Source organism: [Mannheimia] succiniciproducens MBEL55E (genome assembly GCF_000007745.1).
Lineage (GTDB): Bacteria > Pseudomonadota > Gammaproteobacteria > Enterobacterales > Pasteurellaceae > Basfia > Basfia succiniciproducens.
In genome coordinates this window covers 646550-663038 of record NC_006300.1, presented here as the reverse complement: position 1 = coordinate 663038, position 16489 = coordinate 646550, and the positions used below count along the sequence as shown (strand labels likewise).

Annotated in this window: 17 protein-coding genes and 1 tRNA gene; 10 read left to right on the top strand and 8 right to left on the bottom strand. The window is 42.4% G+C overall.

Features of this window, described 5'->3' with window-relative positions:
* Positions 1-2: 2 nt before the first annotated feature.
* The 5 genes from ruvA to aspS form a co-directional block, all read right to left on the bottom strand.
* Positions 3-617: a Holliday junction branch migration protein RuvA gene (gene ruvA / locus MS_RS03280; protein WP_011199891.1), complete on the bottom strand. Its 615-nt coding sequence runs from the start codon at positions 615-617 to the stop codon at positions 3-5.
* A gap of 63 nt (positions 618-680) precedes the next feature.
* A complete protein-coding gene (ruvC, locus tag MS_RS03275; RefSeq protein ID WP_041639598.1) occupies positions 681-1253 on the bottom strand; it encodes a crossover junction endodeoxyribonuclease RuvC in 573 nt (190 codons plus the stop codon).
* A 54-nt stretch (positions 1254-1307) separates the two neighbouring features.
* On the bottom strand, positions 1308-2051 hold the full coding sequence (locus tag MS_RS03270; RefSeq protein ID WP_011199889.1) for a YebC/PmpR family DNA-binding transcriptional regulator: 744 nt from the start codon (positions 2049-2051) through the stop codon (positions 1308-1310).
* Positions 2052-2376: 325 nt separating this feature from the next.
* Complete coding sequence (nudB, locus tag MS_RS03265; RefSeq protein WP_011199888.1) at positions 2377-2823, bottom strand: dihydroneopterin triphosphate diphosphatase; 447 nt, start codon at positions 2821-2823, stop codon at positions 2377-2379.
* A 63-nt stretch (positions 2824-2886) separates the two neighbouring features.
* Positions 2887-4659 carry an aspartate--tRNA ligase gene (gene aspS / locus MS_RS03260; protein ID WP_011199887.1) on the bottom strand — a complete coding sequence of 591 codons (1773 nt, stop codon included), beginning with the start codon at positions 4657-4659 and terminating at the stop codon, positions 2887-2889.
* 111 nt (positions 4660-4770) lie between these two features.
* Between aspS and cmoA the strand changes: the two genes are divergently transcribed.
* The 6 genes from cmoA to priC all read left to right on the top strand — a co-directional run bounded on the left by cmoA (position 4771) and on the right by priC (position 9587).
* Entirely contained in the window at positions 4771-5496 is a 726-nt protein-coding gene (gene cmoA / locus MS_RS03255) for a carboxy-S-adenosyl-L-methionine synthase CmoA (RefSeq protein ID WP_011199885.1), read from the top strand.
* A gap of 108 nt (positions 5497-5604) precedes the next feature.
* On the top strand, positions 5605-6324 hold the full coding sequence (locus tag MS_RS03250; RefSeq protein ID WP_011199883.1) for an arginine ABC transporter substrate-binding protein: 720 nt from the start codon (positions 5605-5607) through the stop codon (positions 6322-6324).
* A 70-nt stretch (positions 6325-6394) separates the two neighbouring features.
* Positions 6395-6802, top strand: coding sequence for a lactoylglutathione lyase (gene gloA, locus MS_RS03245; protein WP_041640152.1), 408 nt, complete (start codon positions 6395-6397; stop codon positions 6800-6802).
* 55 nt (positions 6803-6857) lie between these two features.
* On the top strand, positions 6858-7529 hold the full coding sequence (gene rnt, locus MS_RS03240; RefSeq protein ID WP_011199881.1) for a ribonuclease T: 672 nt from the start codon (positions 6858-6860) through the stop codon (positions 7527-7529).
* Positions 7530-7616: 87 nt separating this feature from the next.
* Positions 7617-8972: a Na+/H+ antiporter family protein gene (locus MS_RS03235; protein WP_011199880.1), complete on the top strand. Its 1356-nt coding sequence runs from the start codon at positions 7617-7619 to the stop codon at positions 8970-8972.
* A gap of 54 nt (positions 8973-9026) precedes the next feature.
* Positions 9027-9587 (top strand): primosomal replication protein PriC, encoded by a 561-nt coding sequence (gene priC, locus MS_RS03230; RefSeq protein ID WP_011199879.1) that lies wholly within the window; start codon positions 9027-9029, stop codon positions 9585-9587.
* 128 nt (positions 9588-9715) lie between these two features.
* Here the strand turns inward: priC and MS_RS03225 are convergent.
* Together MS_RS03225 and rpsO are read right to left on the bottom strand one after the other, a co-directional pair.
* Positions 9716-9805: transfer RNA gene (locus tag MS_RS03225), tRNA-Ser, on the bottom strand.
* A gap of 177 nt (positions 9806-9982) precedes the next feature.
* Positions 9983-10252 (bottom strand): 30S ribosomal protein S15, encoded by a 270-nt coding sequence (gene rpsO / locus MS_RS03220; RefSeq protein ID WP_011199878.1) that lies wholly within the window; start codon positions 10250-10252, stop codon positions 9983-9985.
* A gap of 294 nt (positions 10253-10546) precedes the next feature.
* Here rpsO and MS_RS03215 point away from each other — a divergent pair, with 294 nt between their 5' ends.
* From MS_RS03215 to garD, 4 genes are all read left to right on the top strand, one after another.
* Entirely contained in the window at positions 10547-11533 is a 987-nt protein-coding gene (locus MS_RS03215) for a TRAP transporter substrate-binding protein (protein ID WP_011199877.1), read from the top strand.
* Positions 11534-11670: 137 nt separating this feature from the next.
* Positions 11671-12162 (top strand): TRAP transporter small permease, encoded by a 492-nt coding sequence (locus tag MS_RS03210; RefSeq protein ID WP_041639596.1) that lies wholly within the window; start codon positions 11671-11673, stop codon positions 12160-12162.
* Positions 12162-13478: a TRAP transporter large permease gene (locus MS_RS03205; protein ID WP_011199875.1), complete on the top strand. Its 1317-nt coding sequence runs from the start codon at positions 12162-12164 to the stop codon at positions 13476-13478. The genes MS_RS03210 and MS_RS03205 overlap by 1 nt, the downstream gene beginning before the upstream one ends.
* Positions 13479-13697: 219 nt before the next feature.
* Positions 13698-15251, top strand: a complete 1554-nt coding sequence (garD, locus tag MS_RS03200; RefSeq protein WP_041639595.1) for a galactarate dehydratase — start codon at positions 13698-13700, stop codon at positions 15249-15251.
* 83 nt (positions 15252-15334) lie between these two features.
* On the opposite strand, the gene MS_RS03195 is transcribed toward garD, so the two are convergent.
* Positions 15335-16486 (bottom strand): CdaR family transcriptional regulator, encoded by a 1152-nt coding sequence (locus tag MS_RS03195; RefSeq protein ID WP_011199873.1) that lies wholly within the window; start codon positions 16484-16486, stop codon positions 15335-15337.
* Between the last annotated feature and the right edge of the window lie 3 nt (positions 16487-16489).

The window sequence follows — 16489 nt, the reverse complement described above, 5'->3', positions numbered from 1 at the left end:
CTCTATAATGCGGCTTTTAAGGCTTCACGGATAAGTTGTTCGCTGGTTAAATGAGGTTTCGCTATTCGTTTTACCATTTTTTCCGCATCGCTCGCTTTATATCCCAACGCCATTAAGGCGGCAACCGCCTCTTCGGCAGGTACTTCGGGAGAAGTTGTAACGGGATCTACCGCACCGACATGGCTACTTTCAACAAAGAAGTCCGGCTGTTTAATGCCTTTAAACTTACCTTTCAGTTCAACAAGCAAGCGTTCCGCCGTTTTTTTACCTACGCCCGGAATTTTCACTAATTTGGATAATTCCTCATGCTCGATAGCATAAGCAAATTCATTTACTGACATCGCAGACAAAATAGCCAGCGCCAGTTTTGGCCCGACACCATTGGTTTTGATGAGTTCACGGAATAAAGTGCGGTCGGTTTTGGCGGAAAATCCAAACAGAAGATGAGCGTCTTCGCGCACCACAAGATGAGTAAATAAAACCGTCTCTTGCCCGATTTCAGGTAAATTATAAAAACTTGTCATCGGCAGCAATAATTCATAACCGATACCATGAACATCTAACAAAATTTCAGGCGGTTGTTTTTCAAGTAAAATGCCCTGGAGTCGACCTATCATACATACCTTAACGTTAACAATAAAATTGGCCACAGTATAAATTAAAACTGGATAGATAACCAGTTAAATTTTTAACCGAAAACGCCCTCTGCTGTACCGGGTTCTTAAAAGTGCGGTCGTTTTTTCATGATTTTCCGTTGACTTGGCACTCGTAGCCACCTGCAAAGAATGCTGAATCGTATGGGCATGAGTAATGGCAATTGCCAGCGCATCCGCCGCATCCGCCTGCGGTTTGTCCGATAAACGCAAAATACGGGTAACCATATCCTGCACCTGAACTTTATCCGCCGAACCGCTGCCCGTTACGGTTTGCTTGACCAAGCGCGCGGCATATTCAAAAACCGGCAAATTCTGATTTACCGCAGCAACAATAGCGGTACCTCTTGCCTGCCCCAGTTTTAGTGCGGAGTTCGGATTCTTCGCTAAAAAAACCTCTTCAATGGCAAACATATCCGGACGGAATTGAGTAATAATTTCCGTCACTCCCGCATAAATGCGCTTAAGCCGGGTAGGTAAATCCTCAACCTGCGTACGTATTGCGCCGCTGCCTAAATATTCCAGCGTTCGCCCCGTTTGCCGGATAATGCCATAGCCGGTTACCCGAGAGCCGGGGTCAATGCCTAAAATGATCGCCATAAAACTCCAAATAAAGAGGGCGAACACCTTGGTTCGCCCCGATAAAAAAGCGTATTATAGTAATGCCGCCACTTCATCGCTAATTTCACCGTTATGATATACGTTTTGTACATCGTCACAGTCTTCCAGCATCTCGATTAAACGCAGTAATTTCGGTGCGGTTTCCGCATCCAAATCAACGCTTGTGGTCGGGATCATGCTGACTTCCGCTTCGGCAATTTTGAAGCCCGCTTTTTCGATACCGTCACGCACATCGCCCAATTCTTCCCAGGCGGTATAGATTTCGAAGGAACCGTCGTCTTGCGGCTGAATATCGTCTGCACCCGCTTCGATGGCCGCTTCCGTTAAAGCGTCTTCATCCGCACCCGCATCAATAATAATTAAGCCTTTTTTATTGAATAAATAGCCTACCGAGCCTTCCGTACCCAGGTTACCGCCACATTTGGTGAAACTTGGACGAACCTGAGAAATCGTACGGTTGGCGTTATCGCTTAAACATTCCACCATCACCGCCGTACCTCCCGGGCCGTAACCTTCGTAAATACGGGTTTCCATATTAGTGTCGTCACCGCCGCCCACGCCGCGGTCAATCGCACGGTTAATGGTATCGCGCGTCATATTGCTGGCAAGGGCTTTGTCCACCGCCGCACGTAAACGCGGATTTGAACCCGCATCGCCGCCGCCGATTTTTGCTGCGGTAACTAATTCGCGAATTAATTTGGTAAAGATTTTACCGCGTTGCGCATCTTGCGCCGCTTTACGGTGTTTAATATTAGCCCACTTACTATGACCTGCCATTTGATATTTTCCTTTTTAATTATTATGTTACTTTTCTTTGCGTTGCCAAAGAAAAGTAACCAAAAGAAAGGCAACCCTGCTTTGCCTTGTTTCCTAAAAATACTTTAATTTGCTTAACGAAAAATTTGTAAACTCGCTTCGCTCAAACAGTACAAATTTTTCTACAAATTAAACCATTTTTAGGCGGCAAAGAAGGGAACCCATTGCTACATATTAAAGTGCGGTAAAAAAACATAAATTTTTGACCGCACTTAGAAAATCTATTTACAGCCCCAAAGGGGCTGAACTATGCATAACCTAGTACGGCTTTGCCGTGCTAGGCAATTCACGCACTTTTATTAATTAAATATTTCCTAATCACCTGTGCATTATTGGGTGATTTAGTCAGTTCTGCCGCTTTTGCAGGTTCTAGCCATTGATAAGCTAAATGTTCCGTTAATACAGGAACACGCTCATCAGGCAATTCGAGCAAAAACCAGTGCTCTTTGCAATGCGTCACATTCGGTGCGTATTTATACCGAAAATGCGGGAAAATTTCAAATTCCACCGATTGATGACAATCAACTAATGTTAAATTTTCCCGTTTGATATCAATCCCGGTTTCTTCCTTAACTTCGCGAAGTGCGGTCAAAAACGGCATTTCTTTTTCCGCCAAGGATCCCGTCACCGATTGCCAGAATTCAGGATCGTCTTGGCGTTGCAGCATAAGAACCCTGCCTGAATTTTTTGCATAAATGACAACGAGAACGCTATTGGGATTTTTGTAGTTCATTTTATAACGGTTATAAATTACAAATAGGGCGTATGCGACATGCCCCTACAAATTGTCCAATAATTATTCCTTATCCGTTTTCACCACAGAGATTGAAAGCTCCTCTAACGCTTGCGGATTGGCGAAACTTGGGGCTTCGGTCATTAAGCAGGCGGCGGCGGTAGTTTTCGGGAAGGCGATAACGTCGCGGATATTGTCGGTGCCGGTTAACAGCATGGTTAAACGGTCTAACCCGAAGGCAAGACCTGCATGCGGCGGAGTACCGAATTTTAAAGCGTCTAATAGGAAGCCGAATTTTTCCCGTTGTTGTTGTTCGTCAATACCTAAAATGCGGAACACGGTTTGCTGCATTTTCGGATCGAAGATACGTACGGAACCGCCGCCTACTTCGTAGCCGTTAATCACCATATCGTAAGCGTTTGCCACCGCGCCTGTCGGATCCGCTTCCAACTGTTCCGGACTGAAATCTTTCGGTGAGGTGAACGGATGGTGCATAGCGGCAAGATTGCCTTCTTCGTCACGTTCAAACATCGGGAAGTCGATGACCCATAACGGCGCCCATTGGTCTAATTGGGTTAAAGCTAAATCGCGTCCTAGTTTCAAACGTAGCGCGCCCAGTGCATCCGTAGCGGTCTGCCATTTATCCGCACCGAAGAATAAAATGTCACCCGTTTGGGCGGAAGTGCGGTCGAAAATCGCCTTAATTTTTTCTTCCGTTAAGAATTTTGCAATCGGACTTTGTACGCCTTCAAGACCAGCATTCACATCGTTCACTTTTAACCACGCCAAACCTTTTGCGCCGTAAATGCCCACAAATTGAGTATATTCGTCAATTTGTTTACGGGTAACGCTTGCGCCGTTCGGCACGCGGATTACCGCTACGCGACCGTTCGGATCATTTGCCGGGCCACTGAATACTTTGAAATCCACATCTTTCACGATATCCGCGACATCCGTGATTTCCAACGGATTGCGCAAATCCGGTTTGTCCGAACCGAAACGTTGCATAGCTTCAGTCCAGGTCATCACCGGGAATTTGCCTAAATCCACATTAATGGTGTTTAACCACAAACCGTGAATCATTTTTTCCATAATTTCACGCACTTCCGGCGCGGTTAAGAAACTGGTTTCCACATCGATTTGGGTAAATTCCGGTTGGCGGTCGGCACGTAAGTCTTCATCTCGGAAACATTTGACGATTTGATAGTAACGATCAAAACCGGACATCATTAACAGCTGTTTGAATAACTGCGGCGATTGCGGCAAAGCGTAGAATTTGCCTTTATGCACGCGGCTCGGCACCAAATAGTCGCGGGCGCCTTCCGGAGTGGCTTTGGTCAGCATTGGGGTTTCGATATCTAAGAAACCGTTGTCATCCATAAAACGACGTACAAAACTGGTGATCTTGGCGCGGGTTTTCAAACGCTGCGCCATTTCCGGACGACGTAAATCCAAATAACGGTATTTTAAACGCTGTTCTTCGGTATTATTCTGGTTAAAGTCCAGCGGCAACACGTCGGCGGCATTGTAAACGGATAATTCTTTCGCCAGCACTTCCACTTCGCCGGTCGCCATATTTTTATTGATTTGATTATCCGGACGGGCAATGACTTCACCTTTAATTTGAATACAAAACTCATTACGTAAACTTGCCGCCCGGGTTAATGCCTGCTGATATTTCGGGTCAAAACAAACCTGCACGATACCTTCCCGGTCACGCATATCGATAAAAATCAAACCGCCTAAATCGCGACGACGGTGAACCCAACCGCTTAATGTCACTTCCTGACCAATATTTTCACGGTTTAACCCACCGCAATAATGAGAACGCATCATATCTGTTTTCCTTTAAAATTTATTCTGAAAAAATAACTGGCAAATTATAGCTGAAAAAAATCAAAACTTCTTCTAAAATAACCGCACTTTTTAACCCAAATAGCAGGAATTATGAGCAAAGACACGATTTTTTCCACCCCGATTGAAAAATTGGGCGATTTTACTTTTGATGAAAATGTGGCGGAAGTATTTCCCGATATGATCCAACGTTCCGTGCCGGGATATTCCAATATCATCACCGCCATCGGTATGCTTGCCGAGCGTTTTGTCACCGCAGACAGCAATGTATATGATTTGGGCTGCTCGCGCGGTGCAGCTACCCTTTCCGCCCGCCGCAATATCAAACAAGCGAATGTCAAAATTATCGGCGTAGATAATTCTCAGCCGATGGCGGAACGCGCCCGTCAGCATATTCATGCTTATCACAGTGAAATTCCGGTAGAAATTTTATGCGACGACATCCGCAATATCGCCATTGAAAACGCCTCAATGGTCATCTTAAATTTCACCCTGCAGTTTCTGCCGCCGGAAGATCGCCGGGCCCTTCTGGAAAAAATTTATCGCGGATTAAATCAGGGCGGATTGCTGGTTTTATCGGAGAAATTCCGCTTTGAAGACGAAACCATAAATAACCTGCTGATCGATTTACACCATACCTTTAAACGCGCCAACGGTTACAGCGAACTGGAAGTGAGCCAGAAACGCGCCGCGTTAGAAAACGTCATGCGTATCGACAGCATTAACACCCACAAAGTGCGGTTAAAAAATGTCGGATTTTCTCATGTGGAACTGTGGTTCCAGTGCTTTAACTTCGGATCGATGATTGCCATTAAATAAACTGTAGATTATTTTTCACTTCGTGCCGATAGCGGCTACAAAGCATTAAATAATTTTCACCGACCGATAAAAGTGCGGTCATTTTTTTCATAATTTTAAGGAAACCCAATGAAAAAATTATTACTTTCAACTTTACTTATCACCACAGCCTTTGCCGTATCGGCAAAAGATATCAGCTTTGCCATGGAACCGACTTATCCGCCTTTTGAATTTACTAATGAAAAAGGCGAAATTATCGGCTTCGACGTCGATATCGCCAATGCACTGTGCAAAGAAATGCAGGCAAACTGCACATTCAAAAGCCAAGCATTCGACGCCTTAATTCAAGGGTTAAAACAAAAACGTTTTGACGCGTCTATTTCGGGCATGGGCATTACCGAAGCGCGTAAAAAACAAGTGTTATTCACAGAACCTTACTTTTCAAGTTCCGCCGCATTTATTGCGAAAAAAGGTACGGACTTTACTAAAGTGAAAACTATCGGCGTGCAAAACGGCACCACATATCAAAACTATATCATCAAAGAAAAACCGGAATATGAAGTAAAAGCTTACGCTTCCTTCCAGGATGCACTTTTAGATATTCAAAACGGTCGTATTGATGCGATTTTCGGCGATATTCCCGTTTTAGTGGATATGATTAAAAAAACACCGGAATTAGCTTTTGCGGGCGAGAAAATTGATAACAAAACCTATTTCGGTAACGGCTTAGGTATCGCCGCCAATAAAGCGAACCAGGAATTAATTGATGAATTTAACCAAGCCTTAATTAAAATCCGCCAAAACGGCGAATATCAAAAAATTTATGACAAATGGATGACGGCAAAATAGTTAGCGGATTTATCCTTTTGCTTATGGCATAATACCAACGCTTAATTTTATCAAGGAGTTTAATAATATGATGAGAATTCTACACACCATGTTACGCGTAGGCGATTTGGATCGTTCCGTCAAATTCTATCAGGATGTTTTGGGTATGCGTTTATTACGTACCAGCGAAAATCCCGAATACAAATATTCATTGGCCTTTTTAGGTTATGACGACGAAGATAAAACGGCGGTTATCGAGCTGACTTATAACTGGGGCGTCACTGAATACGAACTTGGCTCGGCATTTGGCCATATCGCCATTGGCGTGGATGACATTCACGCCACTTGTGAAGCGGTAAAAGCGCACGGCGGCAAAGTCACCCGAGAACCCGGTCCGGTTAAAGGCGGTTCCACCGTGATTGCTTTTGTGGAAGATCCGGACGGTTATAAAATCGAATTTATCGAAAATAAAAATGCAAAAGCGGCATTAGGCAACTAATTTTTACTTATGCGCTCAGCAGGTTAATGCTTGCTGAGTTTTTTAAAAGGTTAATATGGTAACTGAAACACAAAACGAAACGGAGACAACGGAAAAAATTGATTATAATCTGTTAAAAAACCGTTTCCGCGGTTATTATCCCGTTATTATCGACGTTGAAACCGCCGGCTTTAATGCCAAAACCGACGCATTACTTGAGCTCGCGGCGATTACGCTAAAAATGGATGAAAACGGGCTTTTAGTACCGGATCAGAAATGCCATTTTCATATTAAACCCTTTGAAGGCGCCAATATTAATCCCGAATCCATTAAATTTAACGGTATTGATATCGATAATCCGTTACGCGGTGCGGTTCCCGAATCGGAAGCTATCACCGGCTTATTTCAAATGGTACGAAAAGGGCAAAAAAATGCCGGTTGCCAACGCTCGATTATCGTGGCGCATAATGCAACATTTGATCAGAGCTTTGTAATGGCGGCGGCTGATCGCACTAAAATCAAACGTAACCCGTTTCACCCTTTCAGCAGTTTCGATACCGCCAGTTTAAGCGGGTTAATGTTCGGGCAAACGGTGCTGGTAAAAGCCTGTCAGGCGGCACACATTGCCTTTGACGGAAAACAAGCCCATTCCGCTTTATACGATACGGAACGGACGGCGGAATTGTTTTGCTATATGGTCAATCACCTTAAAGCATTAGGCGGTTTCCCCCACATTGCTGAAAACTAGCGAAAACCGACCGCACTTTGCTTTTATCATTTTGTATAAAGTGCGGTAAAAATAATAAATTTTTTATCTTAAATCTAAGGAAACATTATGCTAACCAACGAAGTGGTCATTTCTATTCTGGTTTTGCTCATATTGAGCCTGCTAAGAATCAATGTCGTCATCGCCTTAGTTATTTCCGCACTCACGGCGGGATTGGTAGGCGGTTTAGGCATCACTAAAACCATTGAAACTTTTACCGGCGGTTTAGGCGGTGGGGCGGAAGTTGCAATGAATTACGCCATCTTAGGCGCTTTTGCCGTGGCGATTTCAAAATCCGGCATTACGGATTTGCTGGCTTATAAAGTCATCAAACGCCTCGGTAATCGTCCTACCGGCAGTTCCATAGCCGGTTTTAAATATTTTATTCTTGCCGTGCTGGTTGCTTTCTCTATTTCGTCACAAAACTTATTACCGGTTCATATCGCCTTTATTCCTATCGTTGTGCCGCCGTTATTAAGCATTTTCAATAAATTAAAATTAGATCGCCGCGCCGTAGCCTGCGTGTTAACCTTCGGTTTAACCGCAACTTATATGCTATTACCGGTGGGTTTCGGTAAAATCTTTATTGAAAGTATTTTAGTAAAAAATATTAATGAAGTGGGCGCCGCTTTAGGATTACAAACCTCCGTCGCTCAAGTTTCTATGGCAATGTCTATTCCGGTTTTAGGAATGATTTTGGGCTTATGCACGGCTATTTTCATCAGTTACCGCAAACCGAGAGAATATATCGTCAAAATCGCCGAACCGACTACCGCCGAAATTGAACAACACATTGCCAATATTAAGCCGTTCCATGTAATGGCAAGCATAGTTGCCGTTTTAGTCACATTCGGTTTACAGCTTTTCACCAGCTCAACTATTATCGGCGGTTTAGCCGGGCTGATTATTTTTGCAGTCTGCGGTATTTTCAAATTAAAAGAAAGCAACGATATATTCCAGCAAGGCCTGCGCCTGATGGCAATGATTGGTTTTGTGATGATCGCCGCTTCCGGTTTTGCTAATGTAATTAATTCAACGGGCGGTGTTACCGAACTTGTTAATAGTTTCAGTCAATCTGTCGGCGCAGATAACAAAGGTATTGCAGCTTTCTTAATGTTGGTTATCGGTTTATTTATCACCATGGGGATCGGTTCATCATTTTCTACCGTACCTATTATTACTTCTATTTATGTACCGCTTTGCCTTACTTTAGGCTTCTCGCCGCTTGCCACCGTTGCCATCGTCGGGGTTGCCGCCGCATTAGGCGACGCCGGTTCGCCTGCATCGGATTCTACACTGGGGCCGACTTCCGGTTTAAATATGGACGGACGACATGATCATATTTGGGATTCCGTAGTACCGACTTTCCTTCACTTTAATATCCCGCTATTAGTATTTGGTTGGTTTGCCGCAATGACTCTTTAATCTATAAAATCTCCCCTAATAAAATTAGGGGAGATTTCTTTTTAGGCTGAAATTATGAAGAATTTGACCGCACTTATTGAGCAGTTACAAGCTAAAGTTCAACAACTTACGCTGCAATTTGCCGCTTTTTCCGATAAAAAAATCTACGCAAAATTCGACCGCACTTTATTCAGTGAAGATTTCGAATCCGGGCAATTTTATTTTGATCAAATTCAACATACTCTGGCGCAAATTGCAGGATTAAAGGAAACCGAAATTCCGCAAATTCAATTTTTCAGCGAAAAACTTCTCGCGCAATGTACCGCACTTTCCGATGCAATTAATCAAAATAACGGTAGAAAAACGGCACCGACGCCCAAAATCCCCTCGCAACGGGAAAAGATTAAACATGAACTAAATCAGCTCCCGCCGAGAGAACGGTTAGTTCGTTATTATGAGGCATTACAAGCCTTAAACGAAAAGATTAATGAATTGGAAGACAAACGGGACACCGCACATAACGAACAACAGAAAGCGGGCTATCAGCACCAAATCGACATCACTTTGCCGCGGCGAAAACGCTGTTTGGAAGCAATTGAAGTATTAGAGGAATATTTATCTTTCAAAGAAAATTAACGCCGTATTTTAGGGTCTGTTTATCTTTTATAAACAGATCCCAATCTTAATCAAGAAAATAACTAATTACCTGCAGTCAAAAAGCAAAAAGCCGTTATTCTTTCGAATAACGGCTTTTCTGAATTGGATGGCGGAGGAACTGAGATTCGAACTCAGGGAGGGCGCAAACCCTCGCCGGTTTTCAAGACCGGTGCCTTCAACCACTCGACCATTCCTCCGTGATTTAAGCGTGGTGAATAATACTGGTTTCGCTATACACTGTCAAGCATGATTAAAGGAAAAAGCAAAAAAATCATTTAATTGATTAATTTTAAAACATTTAAAACCCCGGATTCGCGGTTAAAAACTATAAAAAAACCCTCAATAACGAGGGCTTCAAAAATAATTTTAAAAAATTAGCGACGTAAACCTAAACGAGCGATTGTTTCAGAATATTTGGCTAAATCTGTACGTTTTAAGTAGTCCAATAATTTACGACGACGAGAAACCATACGTAATAAACCACGACGACCGTGATGGTCTTTTTTGTGCTCTGCAAAGTGAGCTTGTAAGTGGTTGATTTGTGCTGTCAATAATGCGATTTGAACTTCTGATGAACCAGTATCTTTTGCATCACGACCGAATTCAGCTACGATTGCAGCTTTTTTTTCTACGCTTAGAGACATTTTATTACTCCTAAAAAGTAAGTTAATAGTACATCGTTTGCCGATCTCTAATTCAGCTACGACAAGGAAGTTGTATTGTAACGATTAGATAAAAAAAAGCAAATAAATATTTACCTTTCGATAAATACCAATAATATAAAATTAAAATAATGTTTTATTTATTTTGTTAACTTGATCACAATTTTAAAACAACACCCAGGAAAATTAAATTCATAGTGATAGAATCCGGTCATTCAGTATAACTGATAGCAATAATTAGATTAGCCCGTCCAATCCTCACATGGAGATCTCACAATGAAATTAAAAACATTTATTCTCTCTAGCCTCTCTATTGTCCTTCCTTTGTGTGCGGTTTCAACAAATGCAATAGCAGCTAAAGTCACATTGAAACTTGCCCACAATCTGGAACAATCGCACGTTATTCATAAAGCGCTGGATTATATGGCAAAAGAAGTGAAAGAAAAATCCAACGGTGAATTGATTCTCCGCATTTACCCCAACAGACAAATGGGGGATGCCAGAGAAACCATTGAATTACTGCAAAACGATGCCTTGGATATGACTAAAGCAAATTCCAGCGAATTAGAACCTTTTGTGAAAGAAATGGCCGTTTTTACTTGCCCGTATTTATTTAATAACGATGAACATTTTAAGAAGGTTTTATACGGTTCAGCAGGTAAAAGCATTACGGATAAAACCAAAAACAGCGGATTTACGGTACTTTCTTCCTATGTAGGCGGTTCCCGTAATTTCTATACGAAAAAACCGATTTATTCACCCGCAGATTTAAAAGGTATGAAAATCCGCGTTATTTCTACCCCGACCACCAATCGCATTATTGAATTACTAGGCGGTTCGCCTGTTCCCGTTCCGCTAGGTGAAGTTTATACCGCACTTCAGCAAGGCGTGATTGACGGTGCGGAAAACAATATTCCTTCTTATACTTCTACCCGCCATGTGGAAGTGGCAAAATATTTTACTGAAGATCAACACACTAGCATGCCTGATTATCTCGTCATCGCTAACAAGGTTTGGAATAAATTAGATGAAAATCAGCAAAAAATTCTGTTAGATGCGGCAAAAGAGTCTGAAATTTATCAACAAAAATTATGGGATGAGGAAACCATTCACTCCCGCCGGGAAGCGGAGAAAATCGGCACCACCTTCATTCAAGTCGATAAACAGCCGTTCCGCGATGCCTTAATCCCACTTTACAATGACTTTAAACAAAATCCTGTATTTTCACAAATCATTGCAGATATTGAAGCGGAAGCTAAATAGATAAATATTCCCCTTATCCATAATAAGGGGATTTTTGTCTTAAATTGATTTTACAAAAAATTTGATACGCTAAAAGTGTGGATGATTTGGACTATTTTTTATGCCGACTCCCCATTCCTAGATTTTGGAGCTACGCTATGCGATTAGAGAAACTCAAAAAACCCGTTGATGTCTTTATTTCAACCTTTTCCATTATTGTGATGGTCCTGTTAGTTATCTGCGTAACCTGGCAGGTGTTCAGTCGTTACGTCCTGCAAATACCCAGCACCATTACCGATGAAATCGCCCGCTTCAGTATGATTTGGGTCGGCTTGTTAGGCGCCGCTTATACCGTCGGGCTACAAAAACACCTTTCTATTGATTTATTTACCCATAATTTAACCCCGCGCAACAAAGCCTTCAGTAACCTCTTTATTAACTTCTGTATTATGGGCTTTTCTCTCGGTGTGATGATTTTCGGCGGACTCACCTTAGTTTCTAACGTCTATGCCTCCGGCCAGCTTTCTCCTTCCATGCAGATTCCCATGGCCTATATTTATCTCGCCCTGCCTTTAAGCGGCTTGTTGATGCTGTTTTACAGCATCTTGTTCTTCATTGATAATCTTCATTCCTTAAAGGAGTATGACTGATGGATGCGTTATTATCTTGGGAATGGTTTGTTCCCGCCGTGATGTTTTTCTCTTTCTTTGTATTGGTGTTTGTGGGCGTGCCGATTTCTTTTTCTATCGGGATTGCTACCTTGGCCGCCGCCGCATTCATGTTACCTTTTGAGACCACCTTAATTGTCTCCGGACAAAAAATCGCCACCGGATTAGACAGTTTTTCCTTGCTTGCCATTCCGTTTTTTATTCTCGCCGGCTCACTGATGAATAGCGGCGGGATTGCCACCCGGTTAATTAACTTCTCTCAAATTTTAGTCGGCCGTATTCCCGGCTCCCTGGGACATACCAATGTGATGGCGAATATGATGTTCGGCTCGATTTCCGGGTCGGCCGTAGCCGCTGCCGCCGCCGTAGGCGGTACTATGGCGCCGTTACAGGCTAAAGCCGGCTACGACCCGGCTTATTCCGCCGCCATTAATGTCTCTTCCTGTATCTCCGGATTATTGATTCCGCCCTCCAATGTCATGATTGTCTATGCATTAACCGCCGGCGGCATTTCCGTTGCCACCCTCTTTATGGCCGGTTATGTGCCCGGTATTTTAATGGGCTTCGGGATTATGGCGATGAATTATATCATTGCAAGAAAACGCCGTTATCCGGTATCGGATAAACCGACCTTTGCCGAAGTGGTTAAATATTCCTTAGATGCCGTTCCAAGCCTATTAATGGTGGTGGTCGTCATGGGCGGGATTTTAGGCGGCGTCTTTACCGCTACCGAAGCCTCCGCCATTGCCGTAGTCTATACCTTTATACTTTCCGTCATTATTTATCGTGAAATTAAGTTAACTCAATTGCCGAAAATCATTTTGGACGCCATTGTCACCACCTCTATCGTGCTGTTCCTCATCGGTGTCTCCGTCGCCATGTCCTGGGCGATGACTAACGCCGATATTCCTTATATGGTTAACGAGTTATTAATCAGCGTATCCGATAATCTGATTGTGATTTTATTAATCATCAATATGTTATTATTAGTTATCGGTATCTTTATGGATATGACTCCCGCCGTCTTAATCTTTACCCCTATCTTTTTACCTATTGTCAAAGAATTGGGGATGGACCCCGTCCATTTCGGCATTATGATGATTTTCAATCTCTGTATCGGTTTATGTACCCCGCCTGTCGGTAGCGCATTATTTGTCGGCTGCTCCGTTTCCGGTGTAAAACTACAAGATTTAATCAAACCTATGTTGCCTTTCTTTGCCGTGTTGGTCATCACCTTATTGATGGTCACCTATATCCCGCAATTGTCGTTATTTTTACCGGGATTGTTTGAGTTATAAATTCACCTTCTTATTTATATAGTTGCTATTTATTGACTGATAGCAACTATATACTCAACTATAAAGTCCACCTATTTATCATAAATATTTGTAATTTATCCAATATTATCATTTGTATATAAAATATTATTAGGCTTATGCACAATGCTTTATTATTATTTTTTAGCAAAAATGGAAATGAAAAATTAGCTTTATATTTTAATTGTGGGAGAAAATTATATGAATACGCAGCAAAAAGCGTTATATATTAAAGTCAATCCTACAGACAATGTTGCTATCGTTGTAAATAGTAATGGTTTGCCTGCAGGTTCTCAATTTGAAGACGGTGTAACATTAATTGAGCATATACCTCAAGGGCATAAAGTCGCTCTTGTAGACATACCAAAAGATTCCGAAATTATTCGCTATGGAGAAATTATCGGTTACGCAGTAAAAGATATTAAACAAGGTTCATGGATTGACGAATCCCTCGTTACTTTACCTAAAGCCCCGCCGCTAGAAACATTGCCGCTAGCGACGCGTAAAGCACCGAAATTAGAACCATTAGAAGGATATACCTTTGAAGGTTATCGCAATAAAGACGGCAGCGTGGGTACTAAAAATATGCTAGGCATCACTACCAGCGTCCATTGCGTTGCGGGTGTTGTCGATTATGTCGTAAACATCATCGAAAAAGAATTATTGCCTCAATATCCCAATGTGGACGGCGTTGTAGGCTTAAACCACTTATATGGTTGCGGAGTAGCAATTAATGCGCCTGCGGCAATCGTGCCTATTCGAACCATTCATAATATCGCCTTGAACCCTAATTTTGGCGGGGAAATAATGGTAATCGGTTTAGGATGTGAAAAATTACAGCCGCAACGTTTACTCGAAGGGACTGTCGATACTTATCCAATCGAATTAAAAGATGCCACCATTATGAGCTTACAAGATGAACGGCATGTCGGTTTTGAAGCCATGATTAAAGAAATTTTAGAAACGGCTAAACAACATTTAGAAAAACTCAACCGGCGTAAACGTGAAACCTGCCCGGTATCTGATTTGGTGGTCGGAGGTCAATGCGGCGGTTCTGATGCATTCTCAGGCGTAACGGCTAATCCGGCAGTCGGTTTTGCCGCAGACTTACTCGTTCGTGCGGGCGCAACCTTTATGTTCTCCGAAGTAACGGAAGTGCGCGATGCCATTCATCTTCTAACACCGCGAGCAGAAACCGTTGAAGTAGGTAAACGTCTATTAGAAGAAATGAAATGGTATGATGATTATCTTGATATGGGCCAAACGGATCGTAGCGCAAACCCATCTCCCGGAAATAAAAAAGGCGGGTTGGCAAACGTAGTGGAAAAAGCGTTAGGTTCTATCGCTAAATCAGGTTCCAGCAATATTGTTGAAGTGCTTTCACCTGGTCAACGCCCGACTAAAAAAGGGCTAATCTACGCGGCGACGCCTGCCAGTGACTTTGTATGCGGTACCCAACAATTAGCCTCGGGTATCACGGTTCAATTGTTTACAACGGGTCGCGGCACGCCTTATGGTTTAAAAGCCGTACCGGTGATTAAATTAGCCACCCGCACGGATTTGGCAAACCGCTGGTTTGATTTAATAGATATTGATACCGGTACCATCGCAACAGGTAAAGAAACGATAGAACAAGTCGGTTGGAGAATTTTCCATGAAATTCTTGACGTGGCAAGCGGTCGTAAACAGACCTGGTCTGATAAATGGGGACTATACAATCAATTATCGGTATTTAATCCGGCTCCGGTGACCTGATAAAATTCCAAAAATTTATACCGCACTTTTGTGCGGTATTTTTTATGATATTTGAACAGAATATTTAAATAGAGATTATGTAGTTAAACGGCTACGTGTAGCGCCATATAAAGTAAAAAGCGGTTATCCGTACTATTTAAGTCTAAACCGGTTAAATCGGCGATTTTATTCAGACGATATTCTAAGGTATTACGATGTACATAAAGCGCCTTCGCCGTTGCAATAGTTTGCATATTATTTTCAAACCATGCCAATAAAGTCTTTAATAACACACCATTATTGTCCATTAATTTTAATTTCTTAATAGGTCGTTCTAATTCTTCCTTTTGCCAGCCATCACGTAATTGATCAAGCAATACAGGTAAAATAAGATCCTGATAATTGTAAATTCGCTGTTTCGGATAACGGGCTTTACCAATAGTTAACGTCGTTTTTGCCGTATGATAAGAAAGTGAGATACTATCTTCCGTTGTAAAATAATTACCCAATGAAATGCGCACATTTAGTTTTGCTTTCTCATTCATTCGGGAAAGTAACTGATTAATTCGCTCCAGATGATCATCAACTTCCCAACGCCCGAAACTATTTAATGCAGGTTTTAATACGACTAATTCTGTCAATGAAAGCACGGCAACTAAATTATCGCGTTCGGGTATTTTAAGTAAAGTCTGTAAATTTTGTAACTCTGAACGCGCATTCTCAATACCAAGCTGCCCGCTATCCACTTCAATGATGCAGGCGACTCTGGGGATAGAAAGATCAACGCCTAGGCGATTAGCCCATTCTACAATGCTTGGCGTAATTTTATCCGTATTAATCAAATTAAGGACAAGTTCTTCTTTCAGGCGGGTATCTTGGGCAAGTATATTGAACAAACGAGCCTGTTCCAGCATCATTTCCGCAGTCATACAAACAAGTTTGCCAAATTCTTTTAATGTTGTCGGTTCTCCTGTCAAACCTATAACACCGACTATTTCGCCGTCAACTCTCAACGGCAGATTTATACCGGGCCGCACACCGTGCAGACTGTGAATAACCGCCTCATTAATATCCACCACGCGTCCTTGTGATAAAACTAATAAAGCGCCATCATGAATCTCACCTATTCTATTTACATCGCCACTAGCAATAATTTTGCCTTTGGCATCCATAATATTAATATTGCAGTCAATAATATCCATTGTCCGTTGCACAATTTTTTGCGCAAGTTTCGCATCTAATAGGTAAGTTGACATAAT